Origin of the sequence: Bacillus cereus group sp. TH152-1LC, from assembly GCF_027710505.1 — a bacterium.
In the GTDB taxonomy this organism is placed as follows: Bacteria; Bacillota; Bacilli; order Bacillales; family Bacillaceae_G; genus Bacillus_A; species Bacillus_A mobilis.
In genome coordinates this window covers 1-23,200 of the sequence record NZ_JAQFNK010000002.1, presented here as the reverse complement: position 1 = coordinate 23,200, position 23,200 = coordinate 1, and the positions used below count along the sequence as shown (strand labels likewise).

The window sequence follows — 23,200 nt, the reverse complement described above, 5'->3', positions numbered from 1 at the left end:
CTATAGCCCCTCCCGTCTACGTAATGCAATAATTGCAATTAATAAAAAGAGTGCCGAAATGCCAAGGTTTAAACATATTACTGGCAGTGCTGCACCTACATCATTTGCATAAATAATTTTCATGACAGCTGTGTTTGCCCACGTTAATGGTGATAAATTCGTAACGAAATTTTCTTCTATTACGAAATATGCACCACCAAAAATAGAAGCTAATTGCACTACTACCATAATAATTGCTCTTGATGATTCCGGTGTTTTCGTAATATATCCGATTCCTAAACCGAAGCTAATTGCTAGAAAGACTTGTGTTAATAAAATAATAAATATGATTCCAAGATGGTCGCCCCAATTCGCTTGAAAAGCAAATTTACTAAATAGCATAACGAGTAATATGCACAGTGCATTTGCTACTAGGCTACCAAGTACTTTTCCAATGAATATTTCAGCCTTACTTATAGGTGCAGCAATGAGACGATCTCCTGTTTTACGTATCCGTTCTCCTCGAATTAAAGAACTTGCTCCCATCGCAGCATATAGTGCAATCATCGTTGTCATTACAACCGCATAGTAATCCATAGAACCTGGTTTTTTCGCAGCTTGTAAAGATGTTTCTTTTATATAATCATTATGATTTCCATTTGAAATAACTGCGCTCACCTTACTAGGATCAACTTTTGCAACTTCGGTTGCTACATTGTACTTATCAACAAATGTTGTAAGCATGCCTTCCACAATACTTCCCTCAATACTACTTTTGTCACTTCCGTAAAATTTTGCACCATCTTTATTTAACTCTACATAAGCAGCATATTTATTTTTCTTCACTTCTTCTTTCCCATCTATACTGCCGGAAGCTTTTTTAAAATGAATACCCGATTTATCGACTTCTTTCGTAAATGCTGCAAACGATTGAGAAAGTGTGCTACTCGCTTCATCTTTATACAGCACTTGTATATCCTTAATCGATTGACTATCGCTATCAAATGCATTCGTTAATGCTGTTCCTAACACAAGCATAAGCACAATTGGAAATGCTAACATAAAAACTAAAGTTCTTACGTCCCTGAAATCTCTTTTAATATGCATAACTGCAATATTGAAGATGTTCAATTGATGAACCTCCCTTTACCTTTTCTTCATTTTCCTTTTATTTATCTCGTAAGTTTCTTCCAGTCAACGTAAGGAATACTGTTTCTAAGTTTGGAGCCTGCTCCTCTAACGAACGGATTTCAATATCATGATTAATGAAGTGCTGAATAATTTTATTCAAATTGTTTACTCCTGCATCCGAGTTTACTTTAATTACGTTCTCTTCCATTTGAACAGCTTTCACACCGTTTATCTCTTTTAACTTTTCTACATCTAAATTTTCTACTGACTTCACTTCCACCCAAATATCTTTCGTATCAGTAATTATTGCTTTTAACTGTTCTTTCGTACCTTCTGCAATTACTTTACCATGATCTACAATTGCTATTTTCGTACAAATCTCTTCTACTTCCTCCATGTAGTGGCTCGTGTAAATAATGGTACTTCCCATTTCATTTAATTTTCGAACAGACTGGAGAATATAGTTTCTTGACTGTGGATCAATTCCAACTGTCGGCTCATCCATAATAATTAACTTCGGTCTATGAGCGATCGCACAAGCGATATTTAGTCTTCGTTTCATCCCGCCAGAAAAGTTTTTCGGGTAACTTTTATGTTTATCGCTTAGTCCTACAAACTGAAGTGCTTCCTCTACTCTCGCTTTTAGCTCAGCTCCTCTTAACCCGTACAATCCAGCAAAGAATTTCACATTTTCATAGGCAGTTAACTCTTCATAAATCGCAATATCTTGCGGAACGATACCGATATTCATCTTCGCAAATCGATTATGTTTCTTTATATTTTTTCCTAATATGCTAATTTCACCTTCATTACTTCTTAACAACCCAGCGATCATATTTATCGTTGTACTTTTACCAGCACCATTTGATCCTAAAAAGCCAAATATCTCTCCTTCTTTAATAGATAAAGACATATTATCTACCGCGATGAAATCACCAAATTTTTTCGTTAAATTTTTAATTTCTAATGTATTCATCATTTCACCCCTATTTCGGTTTCTCTGCTTTTAGTATAAACAAAAAAAATGAACCTGCTCAGTGCAGAAGTTCATTCTTTTCACATGAGATTATTCACTTTTTTCATATGAGATGATTCATCCTCATCACCATTTCCTATATCGGCAACAACATTGTTACTGAAAAACCACTTGTTCCGTCTACAATAATTTTTCCGTTTACTGATGCTGTTCGCTCCTCCATCCCCATAATCCCGAGACCTTTCTTAACGAGATCTGCACCTTTTCCGTTATCCTTCACTTGTACTTTCACCATCTTATTAAGTACATGAATATCGATTGAAATGACTGTCGCATCAGCATATTTCATCGCGTTCGTTAGTGCCTCCGTAACATTTTCACCGATAATCTTCCACTGAATCGGTGAAATCATATCTAAATTCCCTTTATATACGAAAGGAATATTTATATCATGCTTACCGGCAAATTCCTCTATGAATAATTTCATACGATGAATACCAATTTGCTCAGTTGGTGGCTTCATATTTTTTAATGTAACTCGAATACTTTCAATTCCATCTTTCGAAATATGAATTGCATTTTGTAATAACTCGGCAGATTTCTCTTTATCTATCCCCATTAATCTCTTTGCCGCTTCCATTTGAATTAACGCCCCTGTCATCGAGTGGCCAATTTTATCATGAATTTCTTGAGAGAGCCGGTTTCTCTCTTCTAACTTAAATGTGTACTCTGATTGCTTTATGTACTCTTTATTTTCATGTAAGCTTTTCGTCAGCCGCTGCATATCTTTTCGCATCTTATCATTTTGTGATTCAAGCTTTAACACACGCGATATATACCGTTCTGCCATAGTTAATACAAGGAAAGAAAATGCAACAATTAATCCATATGTCATTCGGATACTTTCATCTGTAAAGATAATAGGAATCATCATAATGATAAAGAGATGCCATTTCTTCTCTATATAACGAAATATAATTTCATATAAGTTCAATGGTAAAAACAAAATAAAAAACGGATGAACCTTCCATGCAAATAACATAACTACGCCAATTGACAGAGAAGTTAATATGTTTTTGTACGTATCTTTTTTAAATATGGAAATAAGCACGTTTACAGAAAGATATAAAAGCAAAGTAAGTATAATCCATGGTAAGTTCGCGACATTTAAATAAATGTAACTAAACACAATATATATAAAGACAATTAATTTACTTACAATTAACCAAAATTCCATATCTTTAATCTACTTTCCCTGTTAAGTAATAAATCGCAATTTGTGTACGATGTTCAAGTCCAGTTTTCCCTAAAACTGATGTAATATAATTTGCAATCGTTCCTTCTGATATGAAAAGTTGCTTTGAAATTTCTTTATTCGAGAAACCTTTCGCAATTAATGCGATAATACTAAGCTCCCTTTCTGTAAAAAGACTCTTATCTATTTTACATTCGTCCTCTTTGCTTTCCATTAAATTGCACTTAATTTTATCAAGCACTACATCTTGCATAACAGTTTGACCGTTATATACTCCTTTTATTGCATCACGAATACGCTCTGGATCATTATTTTTTAATAAATAACCTTTCGCCCCGTTTTTTACTGCGTCCAAAATATATTCATCATCATCGAACGTCGTTAAAATTAGCGGTTTCGTTTTCGTCTCTTCACAAATGAATTTCGTCGCCTCTACCCCATTCATGTTTGGCATACGAACATCTAAAAGAGCGATATCAACGTCGTTCTTTTTGCAATAGTCCACTGCTTCTTTCCCATCATTTACTGTATCTACCACTTCGAACTCTTCATATGTATTTAAAATAATTTTCATGCCTTCTCTAATAAAAGAATTATCATCTGCTATTAATATTTTAATTTTCATGTTTGTTAGTATGGACCTTTCCCTACTAACATTCACATCCTTTCTTCACTTAACATTTCCCACTTGCTCATTATATACTTCTTTTTACCATTTTTTCACACCTTTTTTCATGTAGCCTCCTTTCTAAAAATATATTATTCTTTTTTTACAACATGTGTAGGGTGACCAGTCATTTCTTACGTCTATATAATAGAATGCGTCAAAAAGGAGGGAGAGACCCATTGAAGAAAAACAATTAATTGAAAAGGCACAGCAAGGAAGCGAACATGCTTTTCGTATCCTTGTGCAAACATATCGTCACTATATTTTCCAAGTTATCTTTTCTATTTTAAGACATGAAGAAGATGCGAAAGATGTTACACAAGAAGTATTCGTAAAAATCCACGCCTCTCTCCCAAATTATCAATTTCGCGGATTAAAAACGTGGATGGCGCGTATTGCCACCAATCACGCTATTGATTATAAGAGAAAAAAAGCTAGAGAAAACGAAGAACTCTCCTTATGTAAAGAAACTGAGGAAAATATAAAATCCTCTCAGAATATTGAGGCTTTATTATTGACGAAAGAGCAAAAATTACTCATTGCTCAAAAACTGAGAGAACTTCCTGAAAATTACCGCGACGTCGTTCTCTCACATTATTTAGAAGAAAAAAGCTATCAAGAAATTGCTTTACAGGAAAACATCGAAGTGAAAACAGTCGAAATGAAATTGTATCGGGCAAGAAAATGGATTAAAAAACATTGGAAGGAGGAAGAGTTTCTATGACGCATTATTCAAAAGAAGATTGGCGCAATTATACTTTAGATTTTTTAGAAAGCAATGAACGTGAATCTATGGAAGAACACCTTTATGAATGTGATCATTGTTTAGCGCTTTATATGGAAAGTATCGATGAACAACACGAAAACCTTCCAATGATAAATGATGATTCATTTACGAATGAAGTTATGACGCAAATTGATTTTGAAACGCTACAACCTAGTGAAAATATAAAAACAAACTCACTAAAGCGAACGATTATTCACTACATAATTGCGACCGCAGCTACAATTATTTTTATGGTAAGTGGTTTATTCCAATATATTTTCACAGCGACATCAAATTTCGAGAAATCTTCAAAACATAACGAGTCTTCTATCTCACAACAAATTGTTAACAAATCGGTAGACACATCAAAAAAGGACGGAGGTTTAAAGCATGAATAAAAATCCCTTTTTAGCACTTGTATTAGGGCTAATTCCCGGGCTTGGACATTTATATTTAAAGAAGTTTGGACGGTTTATTTTATATAGCGGAGGGGCTTTATTACTATTTTCTTTTGCAGTTTTTTGCGTAATAGAATTAATAGCGCGTGAGTTGGCTTTTATCTCTCTATTTTTACTAGTTGTGTTATGGGTGATCAATTTATTAGATTTAGTTATCACTATTATTAATCAATCGAAAAAACAAGCAACCGGAGAATTTACAGAGTCCTCTAAAGAGAGCGAACGATTTTATATCATTCTTCTATCAATCATCCCTGGACTTGGACATTTTCAATTAGGACTTATGCAACGTGGACTGACATTTTTAGTCGCTTGCACAGGAATCGGAAGTATGATTATTTTCGTTGCACTTTTAACATCGCAAGAAAGTTTCCTAATCTTCCTTATTACATTACCTGTTTTATGGATTTACAATTTCTTCGATGTTGTTCAGCAGCTCCAGAAAAAAGAACGTGGCGAGCAACTAGATGATCGTACTATTTTCGAAGAGTTTGAAGAACATCGTGAACAAGGAAAGAAGAATAAAACATTCGCTTCTATTTTAGCCATGTTCCCCGGAGCAGGACATATGTATTTAGGTTTACAACGCCGCGGCCTTCAGCTTATGGCAGCCTTTTTACTTTCAATATATTTACTCGATTTATTAAGACTTTCTGCGTTTTTATTTTTAGTTCCAATCATTTGGTTCTACAGCTTCTTTGACGCTTTACAGCAAACTGCAAAGTATGGAAAAGAACGTGTACATGACGAACCTATCATTGATTATTTTATCAATCATCAAAGATGGATCGGTATTGGGTTAATTACACTCGGTGGTTATTATTTATTAGATCAAACACTCCTTCCTATTTTGAATGATTACTTTGCAACTATATTTAACATTCATCTTAGCGAGCTATATTATCGCTATTTCCAAACATCTATCGTTGCACTCCTCTTAATTGGTGGCGGCTTTAAATTGTTACTTGGAAATAAAGAAAACAAAGGTGGTACAAAAGAATGAGAACATGGCGCGTTGGAACATTTTCAATGGGGCTTTCTATTATTTCATTAGGTTGCTTCTTACTATTTTCAGTTATAAAAGGGACTGAGGTATTAGATTCCTTAACAGCATGGTGGCCTGTTTTACTTATTATACTTGGCGTGGAAATTTTACTATACCTTCTATTTTCTAAGAAGGAACAATCCTTTATTAAATATGATATTTTTAGTATTTTCTTTATCGGCGTTTTAGGAAGCGTTGGAATTGCTTTTTACTGTTTATTATCAACTGGATTACTAGATGAAGTTCGTCATTCTATTCATACCACTCGCCAAACGAGTAATATTCCAAGTGGACAACTTGATATACCTGAATCTATCAAAAAAATTGTAGTGGATGCAGGACATTACCCTCTAACAATAGAGGGTAATGATACAAATCAAATTCACCTTCTTGGAACATATGAAATAACAACGAAAGCTAATGAAAAACTCAATTTAAAACAAGAAGATTTCCTTTCAGTTCAAACAGCAGGGGAAACGATGTATATTACTTTAAAATCTTTACCAGTTCAACATACGTTATGGAATTCAGCACCACAGGTCAAACCGACACTCGTTCTTCCGCAAAATAAAAATGTAGAAGTTCGTGCTTCAAATAACGAACTATCCCTTTATCCAGGTCAATTACAAAATAATTGGTTTGTACAAGAAAGTTCACATGTATCTGTTCATTTAACGAAAGAAAGCGATGTATCTGTAATCGCCGTAACAAACAAAAAAGAAGCACACGGAAACACACCTTGGGAACAAGTTGAAGATTTAACGAAAAAAGAAAATAATTCTTCAGAAGAAAATCCAGAATTCAACGAGCAAGAACATTGGTATAAAAATTCGATTAAAACAGGCAGCGGGACGTACAAGTTAAATATTGAAAAAGCTTATAATATCAATATGAGTATAATTGAAAAATAAAAACCTTCCACAATTGTGGAAGGTTTTTCTCATATAATCGCTTTAATTCCTTCTAACACTAATCCAATCATAAATCCGCAAACAGCCCCGTTTACTCGGATCCACTGTAAATCTTTACCGACGTTATTTTCAATCATTTCAATTAACGTTTTATCATCTAACTTATCAAGGTTTTCTTGTACAAGTTTTCCGATTTTCGAATAATTCTTTTCAACAAGTGTGACAACTTGTTTTTGTAACCACTCTTCTATTTTTTGAACAGTTTGTTCATCTTCTTTTATTTTATTCATTTGTGTTTGTAAAAATGGAATAACATATTTATCCGTAAATTCTTCATTTTTCACAAAAGTAATCGCCCTTTGTTGTACTTGCTCCAGCATCTCTTTAATTTTGTCAGTAGCATTCCAATTGGCAATCCATTTCTCTTTCCAATTTTCTAATTCTTGTAGTAACGCTTCATTTTCTTTTACATTTATAATTTCTTGACGAATTTTCGATAATATAATTTGTCTTGTGCTATTATCTGCATCTTGTAAGCTATTAATATTGCTAATAATGAATTTCTGCAAAATACCGCCAATTTTATCTTCATCTACAATATTCATAAACGATTTCAAAGTAAACTGTAAAAATCCATCTACTTTTATGTTTTCCATCGCCTTTATACCTAAGCTTCCGAGCTGGTATCGTGCTTCATCTTGCGCTGTCCAATCTTTCACTTTTACTAAAATGTAATCAAGTGTCTTTTCATCATATTCTTGCACAACTAATTGATCAACAAGCACTTGTAAAATGTTACTTGTATTGATTGTATGCAAATACGTTTTTAATTCTTTTTCAATAATAACCGCTAATTTTTCCGTATCTATTGTTACAATCGCTTTCTCCGCAATCGTTACAATCCCTTTTTTCACAGCGTCAGACTGCATTTCTCTCTCAGCAATTTGTAGCACCATTTGCGCTAACTGCATTTCTTTTACTTTATCCGTAATACTTTCTTTCGTTAGCCACTCATTTTCTAACGTATGAATGAGCCCTTTCGTTACTCGTTTACGATTTTTAGGTAATAACGCTGTATGCGGAATTGGAATTCCCATCGGATGACGGAATAATGCTGTAACTGCGAACCAATCCGCAAGTCCGCCAACTAACCCTGCTTCAAATCCCCCTTGTATAATCTCTCCAGCTACCGTTCCTTGAAACGGGATAGAAGCCGCAAAACCTACTCCCATAACCCCAAGCGAAATACCCGCTATATATTTAGTCTGTAATGACATCGTATACACATCCTCTTATTATGTAAAATAAAGCTTTTTGTTATATTTATTTGATATTCGTTCTTTATATCTATACTATAATGAACTAATGCGAAAATAACAAAGAATTTATAATAATACATATGTCATTTAAATAAAAAATGAGGCCACAATTAGCCTCATTTTTCTAATATTGTTAATGCCTCACCTGTTTTATAATACTCATTCATTACATCTTCTGGAACCATACTACCTCCAGTTCCCCACACAATATGAGTACCTTTCTTCATCTTCTCTGTTAACTGTTGTTTTTGTAAGTACTCACCTTCTTTACACACTTTCACTGGTCCTATCATACCGGCTAACGCAGAAGGCTCTAAATAAATATTTTCTGTATCAGCTAGTTCTTTTAACAATCTATACAACTCTTCATCACTTACTGTGTAATTCCCACTCAAAAATGGTTCCATCGTTTTACCGACAAATCCAGACGGTCTTCCTACCGCTAGTCCGTCCGCGTCTGTTACATTATCAATCCCGACATCTTGAACAGCAATTTTATCATGAAGTCCTGTCATTAAACCGAGTAACATGCATGGAGAGTGCGTAGGCTCCGCAAAGAAGCAGTGCACGTTGTCTTTATACAATAACTTTAAACCAAATGCGACGCCGCCAGGTCCGCCTCCTACTCCGCACGGAAGGTAAACAAATAAAGGATGCCCTTCATCTACTACAATCTCTAACTCTTCTAATTGCTTTTGTAAACGCGATGCTGCTACTGCGTATCCTAAAAATAAATCATGGGAGTTTTCATCATCTACAAAATAACAGCTAGGATCTGCATCTGCTTGCTGACGCCCCTCTTCTACTGCTTTACTATAATCAGCTTCATACTCAATAACGTGCACACCTTTATTTCTTAATAAATCTTTTTTCCATTCTTTTGCGTCTGCTGACATATGAACAGTTACATTAAAACCTAGTTTCGCACTCATAATCCCAATACTTAGCCCTAAATTACCTGTAGAACCTACCGCAATTGAGTATTTTGCAAAAAACTCTCTACATGTATCACTATCTAAAATAGAGTAATCAGCTTCTTCTGTTAACATACCATGCTGCAAAGCTAATCGTTCAGCATGCTTCAACACTTCATAAATGCCTCCTCTAGCTTTAATTGACCCTGATATCGGAAGATGACTATCACATTTTAATAATAATTCCCCTAAAATAGGTTGCTCGTAATGTTTCTCTAAAGCTTGTTTCATTGAAGGGATTTTTAGTAAGGGTGATTCAATTATGCCGTTAGTCTCTTTCGTTTCAGGAAAAACTTTTGCAATATATGGTGCAAAACGCTTTAACCTCTCTTCCGCATCTTTTACATTCTCTTCATTCAGTGGCGAATCTTTTATTGCCGTTTCATACTTTTCCATGTTCGGATTCACCCAAAACACTTCTTCTGTTACGATTAATTTATTTAAGAGTGGATATTCCTCTTTTAATTTCTCTATTTCCTTCATTTCTCTTCCTCCTCATCACCTTGTAGCTTATGATTTAATAAATTATAATTAAATTAATTTTAATATAGTTTAACATAAATTATTCGCTTTAGTTAATTTTAATTTAATTTATTTAAATATAATTAAATAATCGGTAAGGAGCTTTAATCATGGAAAATATAGATATTGGTAAAAAGATTGAAAAGCAAAGAAAAGAAAAAGGTTTAACTAGTAAAGAACTAGCAACGATGGCAGGTATAACACCCTCTATGTTAAGTCAAATTGAGCGTGGATCTGCTAACCCTTCTATCCAAACATTAAAAGTACTCGCAAAAGCGTTAGATGTTCCAACATTTAGCTTTTTACTTGAAGATACAAATACAGACGATTTAATTGTACGTTCTCATAAACGAAAAAAAATGATTATCGATAATTTATCATATGAATTGTTATCACCTGATTTCACAGGAAATTTAGCAACAGCAATTATGACTGTTCCACCGAATACAGCTTCATCTGAAAATGTACTAGAACATAAAGGTGAAGAATTGGCATTTGTATTAGACGGAACAATTACATTACATTTAAACGAAGAAGAGTACATATTAGAAACAGGTGATAGCGTAAAAATACCCGCCTATTTAAAACATAAATGGGTAAATCAATTCGAGAAAAATGCCATTGTTTTATTTTCTGTTACTCCGCCGATTTTTTAATACACAATAAAAAGATAGCCACGTACGGACACACTCCATACTTAGCTATCTTTTTATTTTTTCGGCACCAACAAAATACCTAAACTAATAACAAAAAAGCTCATTATTTGCTGTATTGATAAACCAAATACAACCGAATTTTGTTCACTAATAAGCGAAATAATGATATGAGCAAACCCCTCAACTATTAGAAAAACACTTATATCCTTTCCATTTCCGAGTCTTTCATTTTTCATCCATAACAAGCCCATTATACTAAGGGCAAGGATAATCTCGTATGCGAAAATGGGATGATATAAAAATTTAGATTCATATATTTTCATTCCCCAAGGCAATGTCGTTTGTACACCTACTTTTTGGTGGAATAGAAAATAAAAAACAATACTCATACATAGCCCAATAGGCAATGCATCAAGTAAAATACGAAGCGAAAATTGCTCCTTTTTACTTTTCCAAACAATATATGCACTCGCGATTACACAGCCCACTATAATATGCTGCATACTCCCTATAGCTAATAATGCTTGCAATGGCGATTTAAAAGCCCATACTGGATTTATAATCGCCGGTGCAAATTTCCATACAAATACAATGATTAGAAAAGCATTTGTTACTGCATCCATCATTTTTTCATATGGTACACTTTCGTTCTTCATCTTTCGTTTCATCAACATAAATCCAAATAGACTTCCAATTATAAGAGATACAGGTTGTAACCTCACGATCCACTCCATCAATACAAAATCCCCTTAACTCTCAATTAATTTCTTAAATTTCTCTTCTAATTGATCTGGAGGTAATACACCTCGTACTTGCTCTACGATAATCCCATCTTTATTAACAAAAAATGTCGTTGGTAACGAAAATACTTTATAATCTAACCCAGCTACTCCGTCCATATCTAGTAAAACAGGAAACTTAAATCCGTGACGATCTGCAAATGCGCTCGCTTCTTGTACTGGATCTCCAATTGTCGCATTTACCGCAAAAATTTCAACATCCTTTTGATATTTATCATACAAATGAACTAAGTCAGGTGCCTCCATTTCACATGGACCACACCATGATGCCCAAAAATTAATAAGATATGGTTTTCCTTTTGCATCATTTAACGAATGCAGCTTCCCGTCTAATCCTTTTAACGTTATGTTTGGTGCTTTAAATCCTACTTGTGGTAATACTTCTGTTTTTTGTAACTCCGCTTGTTTTGCTTTTCTTTCTTTTTCTTCTTTTTTTGTATTATAAAAGTTCACTCCGGCCCAAATTAATGCCCCGGCCAGTATAATCGCGATTAGTTTCTTCACTTTTCTTCCTCCTCATTTTTAAAAACCTGTAAATCCACCGAATAGCCGAATAAAGAATGCTGTAATTTTCGTCATTTGATTTGTATACAGCAAAATACCTGTTATAATCATCATTCCACCGCCAATTTTCATCATGACATTGGCATATGTAACAATCCATTTTACCTTCCCAATAAAGAATGCCATCACGAAAAACGGAACCGCAAACCCAAGAGTATACGCTGTAATATAAAGAAGTGCACCTTCAGGATTCGTCGCCCCAAGCATGAGTACAGCTGAAAATATCGGTCCAACACATGGCGTCCAACCCGCTGCATATGTCATACCGACTAAAATCGAGCGAATATATCCAGTCGACTTACTTCTATACTGTACCTTTTTCTCCGCCATAAGCCACTTAGGCTGAAACAACCCTGTCATAAACAGCCCCATCAAAACAATGAAAATCCCACCAATTTGTTGAATCAATTTTTGGTTAGATGAAAATGTTATTCCAATCCAGCTTACCGATAAACCTAACGCATAAAATATAACCGAAAATCCGATCATAAAAAATACGGTATGCATAATCGCTGATTTTTGCATCATTCCACGATTATCTTTTAAATCTTGAATAGAGACACCTGTAATATATGATAAATAAGATGGATATAGCGGTAAAGAACATGGTGATATAAATGACAATACCCCTGCCCCAGCTACAAGCCAAATTGTTAAATCTGCTGCATTCATTTTATTCCCCCTAAACACACTACAATGAGTAGTGTTAATTCTTAAAAAAAGAGGCTATATGCACTCTCCGACAATAAGTACAATCGATATACAGAATAAAGCTAATGTTACATATACCGAATTCGTATGTAATGGAATATTGAGCTTTACGACTTTTTCATTTAACACTTGCTCGATTCGTAAATTTATTGCTGTTTTTGCAAATGAAGCTGTCACACATCGATTTTTCATTGTCTTTATTTTAATTATTTTTAATAATGCGCTACCTAACTCGAATTTAGATTTCATTTTTCGCATTGCATATTTATCTGCAGCTAACTCCTGATACACATGATAGCGTTGCAATAGCCCTTTTAATATCGGGATGTATATCATTCCTTCTGCTAATAACGTAAAACAAAATAATTTTAACGGATCTCGATTAGTTTGATGATATTCTTCATGGAAAATAATTGCATCCATTTCTTCATCTGAAAATGTTTGAATCATCCCTTCTGACATGACAACTTTCGGACGAAATAACCCAATTGTAAACGCTGCAACTTCCGAGGTCGGCAATATATATATTTGTTTTCCTTTTCGAATGAAAGGAATAAGTACTTTTTGTAATTTTTTACTATAGAAAAATTGTCGCCAAATTCTGTTGCATACTATGAGTACAGTAAGTAATAGTAATCCAGCAATTATAATACGAATGAACGATAATTCCTTCATATGTTGTTCTAACTGAAACAAGCAAAACTTTGAAAGAAAAAACGCCTTATTTTGAAACAGAAATGGATATGTAACGTAATACACTAACACACTGAAAAAGAGAGTACTAACAATTACTGCTAACAATATGATTTTACGCATTTGCCATTTCATTTCATTGATCCTCTTTTTTTAACTGATTCAATTTGTCTTCTAATTTTTTTATTAAAGTCGGATCAGCCTGCTCTAACTCATCAAGCATATGATTTACAACTAAATCTCCAAATTCCCCCATCAATTCCTGTGTCATTTTCTTCGTTTGATTGGATAAGAATTCTTCTTTTGTTTGCACAGCACGATATATACCACTTCTTTTCACAGTCTGTTTTTCTAAGTGAAATTTCTCTACTAACCTGTTCATAACTGTCATGACCGTATTAAAATTCACAGGTGATTCTTCACTTAATTTCTGCTGCACTTCTTTAATCGTAATACCCTCGGTAGACCAGACAATCTCCATAATTTTCGCTTCAAGCGGTCCAAAGAAATGATTTAATCCTTGCTCATTTAACTTATAGTTTTGAGTAAACATAGTACGGCTCCTTTCACACTACGAATTGTAGTATAAATTAAATGAAAGGTCAAACATGAATGATATGCACTAAAATTCACTACCTATAAATCAGTACCCCGTTCTATTCATCGTAAACCTAACTTCTCTCCAAATGTATCAAAGAGATACTGCTCTAATATTTGCACACTAAACTTCTCATTACGTCCAAGTGCAAATAATTCCCGATCTTTCGCTACAATCGTATCTAACGGAATAACGACATTATCCACTATTTTTGTAATTTCAATGATGTTATTTTTTACATTTACCTCTGTTTTAAATTCAATGTTTTCTAATACGATATGCGAGCGTCTTCCTGATGCCAAAAAAGTAAAGTTAGGATTTTTATAAATGCCAATTTCACTCTCTAATGGGTATAAATACTGAAAAATGATATCTCTATGTCCATCTTTTATTATTTTTTCATCCTTCTCATCATCTAAGTATTCTTTCACCTTCGTTGTAAATTCAAATCGAAAATCCACTTTTTTCACGCTCCCTCTTTGTATTTTTATATTAAATAAATATATTGAAATAATTTTACCATATTGTAATACAAGTTCCTATTAAAAGTAAAAACTCATTTGTAAAATCTCTATTATTTCCGATTCTTTTTTAAAGTATAAGCACTAATTCAATATGAATTAATGCCTTATTATATCTATTTAAACATATTGTTTCCATATTTTGAAACAATAGTATGAAGTATTATATATCGATAAAGTGAAACTTTTATCAGCTCTCACCACCTTTACTATTCCGATATACTGAAACTACATTTTCTACTTATTCATTACATAGAGAAGGAATGTAAGTCTCTTCTATCGAATTTTTATATAACGAAAATGATTAGGTGGTGCTTTACTATGAAATTAGCTGTCATTGGTGGCGGTGACTTACAAGATTCAAATCACTCGCCTATTAATGAGCGACTTATAGCATTAACAAATAAACAGTATCCAAAAGTATTATTCATTCCTACAGCTAGTCATGATGATGAAAGCTATATAAAATTATTTTTAGACACGTTCGAAAAACAATTACACTGTGAAGTACAAATTTTACGTACTATAACCGATACACTTTCTAAATATGAAATAGACGAAATGATTCAATCAGCTGATTTAATTTATCTCGGTGGTGGGAACTATATTCACATGCTTACACAATGGAAAGAACTTAAACTAGATGAAAAATTATTATTTGCTTTGCAACAAGGAACGCTCATTGCAGGGTATAGCGCCGGTGCTATGTGCTGGTTCACATCTAGTATCCGATCCGATTACGAAAGTTCTGGTTATATAGAGAGCAACGGCTGGGGTATTATGAACAAAAGATTTTGTCCACATTATAATCAATTAAATAGAATGAACGCCTTCCATTCCTTTTTACAAAATCATCAAGGTAATATAGAAGGAATTGCACTAGAGGATAATTGTGCTTTATATATTACAGAAGAATCTTTTGAAATTATCGGCGAACCTGAAAAAGCGTGGGAGTTTTATATGAGTGATAACAAACTCATTAGACAACATTTTGATATCACTTTAAAAAGCTATTTATAAACCTACACTTACAAAAAATGTCCCTAAGTATAATAACTTAGGGACATTTGCATGATTTAGCTCACTAATCGTGTAATTCGTTTCTTCTGCCATGAAAGCTTATAATATGCATACTGTAAAATTAAGCTGACAATAAATGCTGCTGGGTACCCAATCCATATCCCTTCTATACCAAGACTTGTATGGTAAGAAAGGTAATACGCTACGGGTACTTCAACAAGCCAAATTGATACAACGCCGATAACAGTTGGCCATAATACTGTACCACTTGCTCGCATTGTCGCACTAATAATTTGCGCATGACCGAAAATTAAATAACTCCATAATGTGATCATAACTAGGCTGTGAGCAATATCAATTGTAGTTTGACTCGTTAAAAATAGTGATAGTATGTCTCTTGAGAACAAGTAAATAAGAGATATTAGCACACCACCGATGACATAGTTCATAATAATTCCGGCCTTCACAACTTTCTGCAATCGATCAAATTGATTTGCACCAATTGATTGTGCTGCAAAAATAGAAACTGTAATACCGAGGCTAACTGCTGGCATTTGTACATAACTTGCAACTTGATTCACGACGCCATATGCTGCCGTTGCATCCGAACCGTAACGATTTACAAACGCGATGACCGCAATTTCAGATAATGAAACTAATATCATATTAATACTTGCTGGAATACCAAGTCGTAGCAATAGCTTCAATAACTCCCCATCCATGCGAAGATATTTCCTTACCGTACTATCTAATTGTAGTGGGTGATTTTTCTTCTTTAAATACACCAACATGACAATAAACGTAATAACTGTAGATATAACAGAAGCATACGCTGCTCCATACACATCTAATTTTGGAGCTCCTAACCATCCAAAAATAAGAATTGGTAATAAAATCATATTTAGTGCTGTACTTACAATTAAAAAGTAAAATGGCGTTTTAGAATCTCCTGTACCTCTCATAAATGTTGTATATGCGAAATATAAAAATAATACTGGCATCGATATAAATAATATACGTGCATAATGTACACTTATTTCAATAATATTTTCTGGCGTTCCCATAAGGCGCATAATATCCATTGCAAAAATACTGCCTACTATCGCCAACACAACTCCAATAATAAATGTAAATGTCAGCGTCGTACCAACGATAGCTTTTAAACGATCTTCATTTTTAGCACCAAACGCCTGACCAATTAAAATAGAACTACCTGAACCAATACCAATTACAAATGAAACGAGTAAGAAAAATAGAGGGAAGAATGCTGATATGGCTGCTAAATCATTCACTCCAAGCCATCTTCCTACTACTACCATACCGAATAATTGTCCAATTGATTGTAATACGTTACTTAATAATAACGGTACTAAAAACATGGACATCGACTTCCAAATCGGTTTACTCTCACTTTCTAACTTATGTGACTCCGCACCTTCTTTATTGTTATCTGTAGGTGGTTTCAAATTTCATTTCTCCTTTTATTAAAAGTCTATTTTTCAACTTCTATCTCTTTGTATAGTTGTTATAACAATGTGCTTCTATTCATTTTCTTTTCCGTATGATTATAACTTCACCCAATATTGACTTCCATCAGCTGTTCTATCTAAAAACCCATATTCGATTAAATACCTTCTTAACGTTACAAAATCCGGGTATACACTTTCTATAACTGTATTCACTTCTTTTTCAGTATACTTTTTATTACTATCAAACTTCGTCACTAAATGGCGTAATATAATTAATTTACGCTTTTGCTTTTTCGGAAATTTAGAAAGTGATCCATCTAATCCTTCTGTAAAATGCGCTTTTAATACTTCATCATTTTCTTCTTCTGTAATATTGTAGCGATCATCTACCATCGTTGCTGTTCTATGAATCGGTACAAATTTCGTTTGTACTTTTGATTTTTCTTCTGACAGTTCCATTAAAGCTAAAAACACTTTTGCTTGCTTCATTTTCTCTCGAAGTGTAAATCGATGATTGCGAATGGTTGAAGTACTTCCGCCATCCATCTCTTTTACAATTTCTTTATCATTCAGCCCCATATGGAAAAATTGAACCATCTTCTTTTGCAAATCAGTCAAACCAGTATATTTCTTATCAAGGTTTAATAAATAATCAAACATAGACGTATGTTCATTTTGCACATGCAATTGTACAAACTTCTCAGCTTCATACAAAACTTGATTATCTTGATAAATTACGCCCTTAATAAACGCCTCTCCACAAGCTAAACAAATATATTCCTCTGCTTCCGCGTCAAATACATACCCTTTCTTCAATTCTTCTACCGAAGCATCCCAAAACTTCTCTGAAATATCACTCATACTAAACACTCCTTTAAAATGTTTATCTAAAAACAAACAAATTTAAACATCGTTTATTATCACTTCATCATCTTAACATACAGTAAATAAACATCTCAATGTTTCGTTTGCCCATTTTATAAACTTTTATTAAAACGTCTACTAAATAATTTTATTAAAGGACTTAAAGTAACAAAAAAGCGAATGTATTTAATACGCAAATGAAGATAGAATGTGAAACAAAACATGACTATTCTGCAAGCTCTTTGGTTTACTGTTAAACAAATTTACGGTTCCCATCATCCTCTTGGCCTTCCGCCTACTATACTGAAAGAAGTAAAATACACTGTTCAATATTTGAGTGACAACAACCTCATTTAACACGGAACTGGTATTTGCTCATTCCAAAACTTCAGCATTCAGTTTTAACTACAAAAAAGGTGTTTCCATATACGAAAACACCTTTTATCCATTATATATTCTATTTGCAATCTCTAGTAATACTTTACTTGCCTGTACGAATATATGCTTTAGGTTTCGATCTTCAACAAATTTATTAGCACAGCTACCCATAATCATCATACAACTAATTATGACTAATGCTAACTTTTTATTCTTATAAGTCACTTCATGCCACTCCGCTATTAAAAAACTTCCTTTGAATTTATCCCATCAAGAAATTTTACATCAATAATAAAACGTGTGAATATGCAATTTTGCATATTCACACGTTTTATTACGATGTTGTGATTTAATTTAGTTAAAGAACACGTATACCGAGGTGACTGACTTGAAGTTTACAGCGAAAAAGAATCCATTTCACGTCATTTTCATTACATTATTTAGCAGTATTTTTCTCGTTTCATTATTCTTCCAAAATGAAAATTCTATTTTTTTCACTCTCATGATGCTACTAAATGTCGTGAATCTTTCTTCATTCTATTTCTCTCACTACGACGTAACGGAATCCTCTCTTGTTGTAAAACATGGTTTTGTATTTCATACTGAAATTCCATTTGAAGATATTCGTCACGTTAAATTCTCTGGCAAAACACTTCACTCTGAAAAGTGGACTAGGCAGCAATTAGAAATCCATTACAATTTATTTGACTCTGTGACAACTTTCGTACCCAAAGAAGAAGAAAAATTCATTGCACTCTTAAAAGAAAACTGTCCACAAATGAAAGTAATGAATAGTCCTGCTAACAAATAATATAGTTTGGTAATTGAAGTAATACAAATGGAAGACATACAAATATATATCAAAAAAGCCAAGATTCTAAACAAAGAACCTTGGCTTCTTCTATTACTCTTTCGGAGCGATCATTTTTTTCGGATCAACAATTTCATCAAACTGTTCTTCTGTTAGTAGTCCAGATTGCAATGCTGCTTCTTTTAACGTTAACCCCTCTTTATGAGCATGCTTCGCAATTTTCGCTGCATTTTCATATCCGATATGCGGGTTTAATGCTGTAACAAGCATTAATGAACGATTTACATTCTCTTTAATTACTTCTTCATCTGCTTCAATACCCACTGCACAATTATCATTAAATGAAACAATTGCATCAGCTAATAAGTGAGCGGATTGTAAGAAGTTATATGCAATAACTGGTTTAAATACGTTTAACTCAAAATTACCTTGGCTCGCAGCAAATCCGATTGTTGCGTCATTTCCCATCACTTGCGCTACAACCATCGTTAACGCTTCACTTTGCGTTGGATTTACTTTACCTGGCATAATAGAGCTTCCTGGCTCATTTGCTGGAATAATAATTTCCCCTAGACCACTACGCGGACCGCTTGCCAGCCAGCGTACATCATTAGCTATCTTCATTAAATCAGCAGCTAATGCCTTTAATGCACCATGCGTATATACAACTTCATCATGGCTCGTTAATGCGTGGAACTTATTTGGTGCAGAAATAAATTGCTTACCTGTAAATTGGCTAATTTCCTCCGACACCATCTCACCAAATTTAGGATGAGCATTAATACCTGTTCCAACTGCAGTACCACCAATTGCAAGCTCTTTCATATATGTATTGCTCTCTGCAATCATACGCTCTGTTTTTTCAAGCATACGGTGCCATCCGCTAATTTCTTGTCCTAATGTTAACGGTGTTGCATCTTGTAAGTGTGTACGACCAATTTTTATAATATGTTCAAATGCAGTTACTTTTTCTGCTAACGTTTCTTTTAATTTCGTAATTGCTGGTAAGACATGATTTTCTACCGCAATTACACATGCTACATGAAGCGCTGTTGGAAATGTATCATTTGAACTTTGGGACATGTTCACATCATCATTCGGATGAATATGTACGTCAGATCCCTTCTCTTTCAAAATTTGATTCCCACGATTTGCAATTACTTCATTCACATTCATGTTTGACTGAGTACCACTACCTGTTTGCCATACGACAAGTGGAAAATGTTCATTCCATTTTCCTGCAATCACTTCGTCAGCTGCTGCCACAATTGCTTCTGCTTTTTCTTCTGATAGCTTTCCTAATTTTTGATTACTAAGTGCTGCACTCTTTTTTAAAATGGCAAATGCTTGTACAATTTCAAGCGGCATTTGCTCTGTTCCAATCGGGAAGTTTTCTTTACTGCGTTGTGTTTGTGCTGCCCATAATTTATCAGCTGGAACTTTTATTTCTCCTATTGTATCTCTTTCAATTCTGTACTCCATTTTTTCATCCCCTTGAAAATAAAATACCTACATCTCTTATAATAACAGACTTCCCCTTAAATGATAAGAATTCTCACTCATATATGTAAATATTCTATATTTATTTTTAAAAATTCCTCTTGACCTAAACTTAAGTTTAGGCTGTATCCTTTCCTTTGTAACCTACTATAACACTACTGGAGGAATTCAATATGAAAAAATATGCTTTCATAACAGGTGCAAATAAAGGAATTGGATATGAACTTGCTCGTCAATTAGCAGAAAAAGATTATCACGTATTTTTAGGTGCTCGTAATAAACAACTTGGACAACAAGCTGTAGAATCTTTACATGTATCAAACGTTTCCTATATTCAAGTAGATATTTCAAGTTCACAATCCATTCAAGAAGCAATCAAAAAAATTCATGAAACGACTGGCCACTTAGATTTATTAATCAATAACGCAGGCATAGCACTAGACTTCCATACGCTACCTAGTGAATTAAATATTGAAACTTTACGTCAAGGATTTGAAGTTAACTTTTTTGGAACATTCCAAATGGTGCAAGCCTTTTTACCATTATTAAAGAAATCAAGCAACAGTAAAATTATCAATGTAACAACTGACATGGCTTCCTTAACAATGTTTGCTAATGGTGAAACACATCCAATTAATGCGTTAGGGTATAATTCTTCAAAAACAGCTATTAATGCTTTAACATTAGCTTTTAGTAAAGAATTTAGTACTAACGGTCCAGAAATTTTCGGAGTAACTCCGGGTTTTACAACTACTGACCTTAATGGTAATTCCCCAGGTGGCCATACGACTAATGAAAGTGCTAAAATTATTATTAAATATGCATTAAGTGAAACAAACTATAATGGTAAAATACTAAATAAAGATGGCATTATAACTTGGTAGTAAAAGGATGAATTCTATGTTTTATACGATCGGTCAAGTCGCTAAAATGCAACACTTAACTATTTCTCAAATACGTTATTACGATAAACAAGGACTGTTTCCTTTTCTTCAAAGAAATGAAAAAGGTGATCGAGTTTTTGACGAAGAAGCACTGAAATATTTAGAAATGATTTTATGTTTAAAAAACACCGGTATGCCCATTCAAAAAATAAAACAATTTATCGACTGGTCTATGGAGGGAGAATCTACAATCCTTCGGCGGTTGGAATTAATGCAACAACAGGAGACCAATGTCTTACAACTCATTCAAGACACTGAAAAAAACTTAAAAAAGATACAACAAAAAATCGCTAAATATGAGAGCCAGATAACTTCTTCAACTCCTATTACAAAATAAAAAATCACCTTCTACAATATGTAGAAGGTGATTTTTTATTTTATGATACTTGCTTTCCTTTATCGGCATCATCTACATACCAGATGAATTTGCCTGTATATCCGTAAATAACTGCTAAAATTAACGATACAAAGCTTAACCACATAAACGGAACGTATGAGAACGTTGCTACACCTAAAATACCAGCCATAAAAATACCATTATCCGACCACGGAACCATACCAGAAGTTAACGTTCCACCTACTTCTGAGTTACGCGCTAATACACGTCGGTCTATTTTTAATTTATCATAGCTATCTTCCATAATTTTCGGTGTTAAAATTAGTGATACGTACATCGCACAACCAAATATATTCGCTAAGAATGCCACGATTAATGTAGACAATGTTACATTACCTGCAGAATTTAATTTCTTCTCGAATTTTGATACGATTACTTTTAAAACACCTAGTTTTTCAAGTAATCCACCAAATCCTAAACCGAAAATAATAACGGCCACTGAGCCAAGCATACCGTTAATTCCACCACGGTTTAATAACTTGTCTACAAATTCAACACCAGATTGAATTGAGAATCCGTTATACGCTGTTCCAATCGCCTCTCCAAAGTTCATTCCTTGGAAAAGAGTTGCCCAAATTGCACCAATTAAAGCTCCCATTGCAATTGTTGGCATCGATGGTTTCTTCATCGCTAATAGTGCGATAACAATGACCGCCGGAACAAGCATCCATATTTTAATATCAAATTGCTTTAATAAAGCTTCTTTTAAAAACTCTACTCGATTCAAATCTACATTATCGCCGCCATACATCCAACCAGCTACAGTAAACATAATGCTAGTAATAATGTAAGCCGGAACATCTAATACGAGCATAGCTCGAACGTGAGCAATAACATCTACTTTCGCCATAGAAGCTGCAAGAACTGTACTATCAGAAAGTGGTGATAATTTGTCACCAAAATAAGCTCCTGAAAGAACTGCACCAGCAACAAGCGGAAGTGGTAAGCCAAGTCCTTCACCAATCGCCATCATAGCAATACCCGCTGTTCCTACTGTTCCCCATGATGTTCCTGTCGCGATAGAAGTTATTGAACAAATAATTAATGTTGCCAGTAAGAATATGCTAGGGTGAATAAACTCTAATCCATAATAGATTAATGTTGGTACTACGCCACCAGCAATCCAAGTTCCAATTAAAGCACCTACTGCAACTAAAATCAGTATTGCTTCTAATCCGTTAGAAATCCCTTTCGTAATTGCATCTTGCAATTCTTGATAACGAAATCCTAATCTTAATCCAAGCGCAATTACTAAAAACCATGAAATAAAT

At 33.9% G+C, this 23,200-nt stretch carries 25 protein-coding genes and 1 pseudogene; 10 read left to right on the top strand and 16 right to left on the bottom strand.

The features are described from left to right. The 4 genes from PDL00_RS06770 to PDL00_RS06755 all read right to left on the bottom strand — a co-directional run bounded on the left by PDL00_RS06770 (position 1) and on the right by PDL00_RS06755 (position 3,966). On the bottom strand, positions 1-1,110 hold the full coding sequence (locus PDL00_RS06770) for an ABC transporter permease (protein ID WP_270727902.1): 1,110 nt from the start codon (positions 1,108-1,110) through the stop codon (positions 1-3). Between the two features lie 37 nt (positions 1,111-1,147). Further along, positions 1,148-2,086, bottom strand: coding sequence for an ABC transporter ATP-binding protein (locus PDL00_RS06765; protein ID WP_242254860.1), 939 nt, complete (start codon positions 2,084-2,086; stop codon positions 1,148-1,150). Between the two features lie 136 nt (positions 2,087-2,222). Then, on the bottom strand, positions 2,223-3,323 hold the full coding sequence (locus PDL00_RS06760) for a sensor histidine kinase (protein ID WP_242254858.1): 1,101 nt from the start codon (positions 3,321-3,323) through the stop codon (positions 2,223-2,225). Positions 3,324-3,327: 4 nt separating this feature from the next. After that, entirely contained in the window at positions 3,328-3,966 is a 639-nt protein-coding gene (locus PDL00_RS06755) for a response regulator transcription factor (RefSeq protein WP_071721859.1), read from the bottom strand. Positions 3,967-4,249: 283 nt separating this feature from the next. On the opposite strand from PDL00_RS06755, the gene PDL00_RS06750 reads away from it, so the two are divergent. Genes PDL00_RS06750 through exsE form a run of 4 tightly spaced genes read left to right on the top strand, consistent with a single transcriptional unit; the run spans position 4,250 to position 7,188 of the window. Next, complete coding sequence (locus PDL00_RS06750; protein WP_235608063.1) at positions 4,250-4,732, top strand: RNA polymerase sigma factor; 483 nt, start codon at positions 4,250-4,252, stop codon at positions 4,730-4,732. Continuing rightward, entirely contained in the window at positions 4,729-5,172 is a 444-nt protein-coding gene (locus tag PDL00_RS06745; protein WP_071721861.1) for a hypothetical protein, read from the top strand. The genes PDL00_RS06750 and PDL00_RS06745 overlap by 4 nt, the downstream gene beginning before the upstream one ends. Then, complete coding sequence (locus tag PDL00_RS06740; protein WP_242254855.1) at positions 5,165-6,235, top strand: hypothetical protein; 1,071 nt, start codon at positions 5,165-5,167, stop codon at positions 6,233-6,235. The genes PDL00_RS06745 and PDL00_RS06740 overlap by 8 nt, the downstream gene beginning before the upstream one ends. After that, positions 6,232-7,188, top strand: a complete 957-nt coding sequence (exsE, locus tag PDL00_RS06735; protein WP_242254853.1) for an exosporium protein ExsE — start codon at positions 6,232-6,234, stop codon at positions 7,186-7,188. Before PDL00_RS06740 ends, exsE begins: the two co-directional genes overlap by 4 nt. A gap of 29 nt (positions 7,189-7,217) precedes the next feature. Here exsE and PDL00_RS06730 read toward each other — a convergent pair whose 3' ends face one another. Both PDL00_RS06730 and dsdA read right to left on the bottom strand, forming a co-directional pair. Further along, the gene (locus PDL00_RS06730; RefSeq protein WP_270727895.1) at positions 7,218-8,465 is read right to left on the bottom strand and encodes a DUF445 domain-containing protein; all 1,248 of its coding nucleotides are present in this window, start codon (positions 8,463-8,465) and stop codon (positions 7,218-7,220) included. A gap of 158 nt (positions 8,466-8,623) precedes the next feature. Continuing rightward, positions 8,624-9,964 carry a D-serine ammonia-lyase gene (gene dsdA / locus PDL00_RS06725; RefSeq protein ID WP_270727893.1) on the bottom strand — a complete coding sequence of 447 codons (1,341 nt, stop codon included), beginning with the start codon at positions 9,962-9,964 and terminating at the stop codon, positions 8,624-8,626. Positions 9,965-10,113: 149 nt separating this feature from the next. On the opposite strand from dsdA, the gene PDL00_RS06720 reads away from it, so the two are divergent. Continuing rightward, positions 10,114-10,659 carry a helix-turn-helix domain-containing protein gene (locus PDL00_RS06720; RefSeq protein WP_048566872.1) on the top strand — a complete coding sequence of 182 codons (546 nt, stop codon included), beginning with the start codon at positions 10,114-10,116 and terminating at the stop codon, positions 10,657-10,659. 53 nt (positions 10,660-10,712) lie between these two features. Here the strand turns inward: PDL00_RS06720 and PDL00_RS06715 are convergent, their stop codons facing one another. The 6 genes from PDL00_RS06715 to PDL00_RS06690 all read right to left on the bottom strand — a co-directional run bounded on the left by PDL00_RS06715 (position 10,713) and on the right by PDL00_RS06690 (position 14,486). Beyond that, positions 10,713-11,393, bottom strand: a complete 681-nt coding sequence (locus PDL00_RS06715) for a prolipoprotein diacylglyceryl transferase family protein (protein WP_270727888.1) — start codon at positions 11,391-11,393, stop codon at positions 10,713-10,715. Between the two features lie 15 nt (positions 11,394-11,408). Continuing rightward, a complete protein-coding gene (locus PDL00_RS06710) occupies positions 11,409-11,963 on the bottom strand; it encodes a TlpA family protein disulfide reductase (RefSeq protein WP_061676593.1) in 555 nt (184 codons plus the stop codon). Between the two features lie 18 nt (positions 11,964-11,981). Further along, positions 11,982-12,695 (bottom strand): cytochrome c-type biogenesis protein CcdA, encoded by a 714-nt coding sequence (gene ccdA / locus PDL00_RS06705; RefSeq protein ID WP_061676592.1) that lies wholly within the window; start codon positions 12,693-12,695, stop codon positions 11,982-11,984. Between the two features lie 54 nt (positions 12,696-12,749). Next, positions 12,750-13,562: a M56 family metallopeptidase gene (locus PDL00_RS06700; RefSeq protein WP_270727884.1), complete on the bottom strand. Its 813-nt coding sequence runs from the start codon at positions 13,560-13,562 to the stop codon at positions 12,750-12,752. A 1-nt stretch (position 13,563) separates the two neighbouring features. After that, entirely contained in the window at positions 13,564-13,980 is a 417-nt protein-coding gene (locus PDL00_RS06695; RefSeq protein WP_063263636.1) for a BlaI/MecI/CopY family transcriptional regulator, read from the bottom strand. Between the two features lie 107 nt (positions 13,981-14,087). After that, entirely contained in the window at positions 14,088-14,486 is a 399-nt protein-coding gene (locus PDL00_RS06690; protein ID WP_270727881.1) for a DUF3942 family protein, read from the bottom strand. 381 nt (positions 14,487-14,867) lie between these two features. Between PDL00_RS06690 and PDL00_RS06685 the strand changes: the two genes are divergently transcribed. Then, a complete protein-coding gene (locus PDL00_RS06685; RefSeq protein WP_242256998.1) occupies positions 14,868-15,566 on the top strand; it encodes a peptidase E in 699 nt (232 codons plus the stop codon). Between the two features lie 56 nt (positions 15,567-15,622). Here the strand turns inward: PDL00_RS06685 and PDL00_RS06680 are convergent, their stop codons facing one another. Both PDL00_RS06680 and PDL00_RS06675 read right to left on the bottom strand, forming a co-directional pair. Further along, complete coding sequence (locus tag PDL00_RS06680; protein ID WP_063263638.1) at positions 15,623-17,032, bottom strand: MATE family efflux transporter; 1,410 nt, start codon at positions 17,030-17,032, stop codon at positions 15,623-15,625. Positions 17,033-17,131: 99 nt separating this feature from the next. After that, entirely contained in the window at positions 17,132-17,896 is a 765-nt protein-coding gene (locus PDL00_RS06675; protein WP_270727876.1) for a DUF2087 domain-containing protein, read from the bottom strand. Between the two features lie 255 nt (positions 17,897-18,151). Here PDL00_RS06675 and PDL00_RS06670 point away from each other — a divergent pair. Both PDL00_RS06670 and PDL00_RS06665 read left to right on the top strand, forming a co-directional pair. Then, positions 18,152-18,256 (top strand): annotated as a pseudogene (locus tag PDL00_RS06670) (MBL fold metallo-hydrolase); the annotation flags it as partial. Between the two features lie 409 nt (positions 18,257-18,665). Beyond that, positions 18,666-19,088 carry a PH domain-containing protein gene (locus PDL00_RS06665; protein WP_270727873.1) on the top strand — a complete coding sequence of 141 codons (423 nt, stop codon included), beginning with the start codon at positions 18,666-18,668 and terminating at the stop codon, positions 19,086-19,088. Positions 19,089-19,181: 93 nt separating this feature from the next. Here the strand turns inward: PDL00_RS06665 and fumC are convergent, their stop codons facing one another. Further along, the gene (fumC, locus tag PDL00_RS06660) at positions 19,182-20,570 is read right to left on the bottom strand and encodes a class II fumarate hydratase (protein WP_166702407.1); all 1,389 of its coding nucleotides are present in this window, start codon (positions 20,568-20,570) and stop codon (positions 19,182-19,184) included. Between the two features lie 191 nt (positions 20,571-20,761). On the opposite strand from fumC, the gene PDL00_RS06655 reads away from it, so the two are divergent. Further along, positions 20,762-21,472, top strand: a complete 711-nt coding sequence (locus PDL00_RS06655) for an SDR family NAD(P)-dependent oxidoreductase (RefSeq protein WP_242256993.1) — start codon at positions 20,762-20,764, stop codon at positions 21,470-21,472. A gap of 16 nt (positions 21,473-21,488) precedes the next feature. Then, the gene (locus PDL00_RS06650) at positions 21,489-21,869 is read left to right on the top strand and encodes a MerR family transcriptional regulator (protein WP_270727867.1); all 381 of its coding nucleotides are present in this window, start codon (positions 21,489-21,491) and stop codon (positions 21,867-21,869) included. A 40-nt stretch (positions 21,870-21,909) separates the two neighbouring features. Here the strand turns inward: PDL00_RS06650 and nhaC are convergent. Continuing rightward, on the bottom strand, positions 21,910-23,200 hold a 1,291-nt coding region (gene nhaC, locus PDL00_RS06645), incomplete at its 5' end, for a Na+/H+ antiporter NhaC (protein WP_270727863.1).

Coding starts and splice junctions, on each gene's coding strand:
- PDL00_RS06765 (WP_242254860.1), bottom strand. CDS start 2,086: ATGAATACATTAGAAATTAAAAATTTAACGAAAAAATTTGGTGATTTC.
- PDL00_RS06760 (WP_242254858.1), bottom strand. CDS start 3,323: ATGGAATTTTGGTTAATTGTAAGTAAATTAATTGTCTTTATATATATT.
- PDL00_RS06755 (WP_071721859.1), bottom strand. CDS start 3,966: ATGAAAATTAAAATATTAATAGCAGATGATAATTCTTTTATTAGAGAA.
- PDL00_RS06745 (WP_071721861.1), top strand. CDS start 4,729: ATGACGCATTATTCAAAAGAAGATTGGCGCAATTATACTTTAGATTTT.
- PDL00_RS06740 (WP_242254855.1), top strand. CDS start 5,165: ATGAATAAAAATCCCTTTTTAGCACTTGTATTAGGGCTAATTCCCGGG.
- exsE (WP_242254853.1), top strand. CDS start 6,232: ATGAGAACATGGCGCGTTGGAACATTTTCAATGGGGCTTTCTATTATT.
- PDL00_RS06730 (WP_270727895.1), bottom strand. CDS start 8,465: ATGTCATTACAGACTAAATATATAGCGGGTATTTCGCTTGGGGTTATG.
- dsdA (WP_270727893.1), bottom strand. CDS start 9,964: ATGAAGGAAATAGAGAAATTAAAAGAGGAATATCCACTCTTAAATAAA.
- PDL00_RS06720 (WP_048566872.1), top strand. CDS start 10,114: ATGGAAAATATAGATATTGGTAAAAAGATTGAAAAGCAAAGAAAAGAA.
- PDL00_RS06715 (WP_270727888.1), bottom strand. CDS start 11,393: ATGGAGTGGATCGTGAGGTTACAACCTGTATCTCTTATAATTGGAAGT.
- ccdA (WP_061676592.1), bottom strand. CDS start 12,695: ATGAATGCAGCAGATTTAACAATTTGGCTTGTAGCTGGGGCAGGGGTA.
- PDL00_RS06700 (WP_270727884.1), bottom strand. CDS start 13,562: ATGAAATGGCAAATGCGTAAAATCATATTGTTAGCAGTAATTGTTAGT.
- PDL00_RS06695 (WP_063263636.1), bottom strand. CDS start 13,980: ATGTTTACTCAAAACTATAAGTTAAATGAGCAAGGATTAAATCATTTC.
- PDL00_RS06685 (WP_242256998.1), top strand. CDS start 14,868: ATGAAATTAGCTGTCATTGGTGGCGGTGACTTACAAGATTCAAATCAC.
- PDL00_RS06675 (WP_270727876.1), bottom strand. CDS start 17,896: ATGAGTGATATTTCAGAGAAGTTTTGGGATGCTTCGGTAGAAGAATTG.
- fumC (WP_166702407.1), bottom strand. CDS start 20,570: ATGGAGTACAGAATTGAAAGAGATACAATAGGAGAAATAAAAGTTCCA.
- PDL00_RS06655 (WP_242256993.1), top strand. CDS start 20,762: ATGAAAAAATATGCTTTCATAACAGGTGCAAATAAAGGAATTGGATAT.
- PDL00_RS06650 (WP_270727867.1), top strand. CDS start 21,489: ATGTTTTATACGATCGGTCAAGTCGCTAAAATGCAACACTTAACTATT.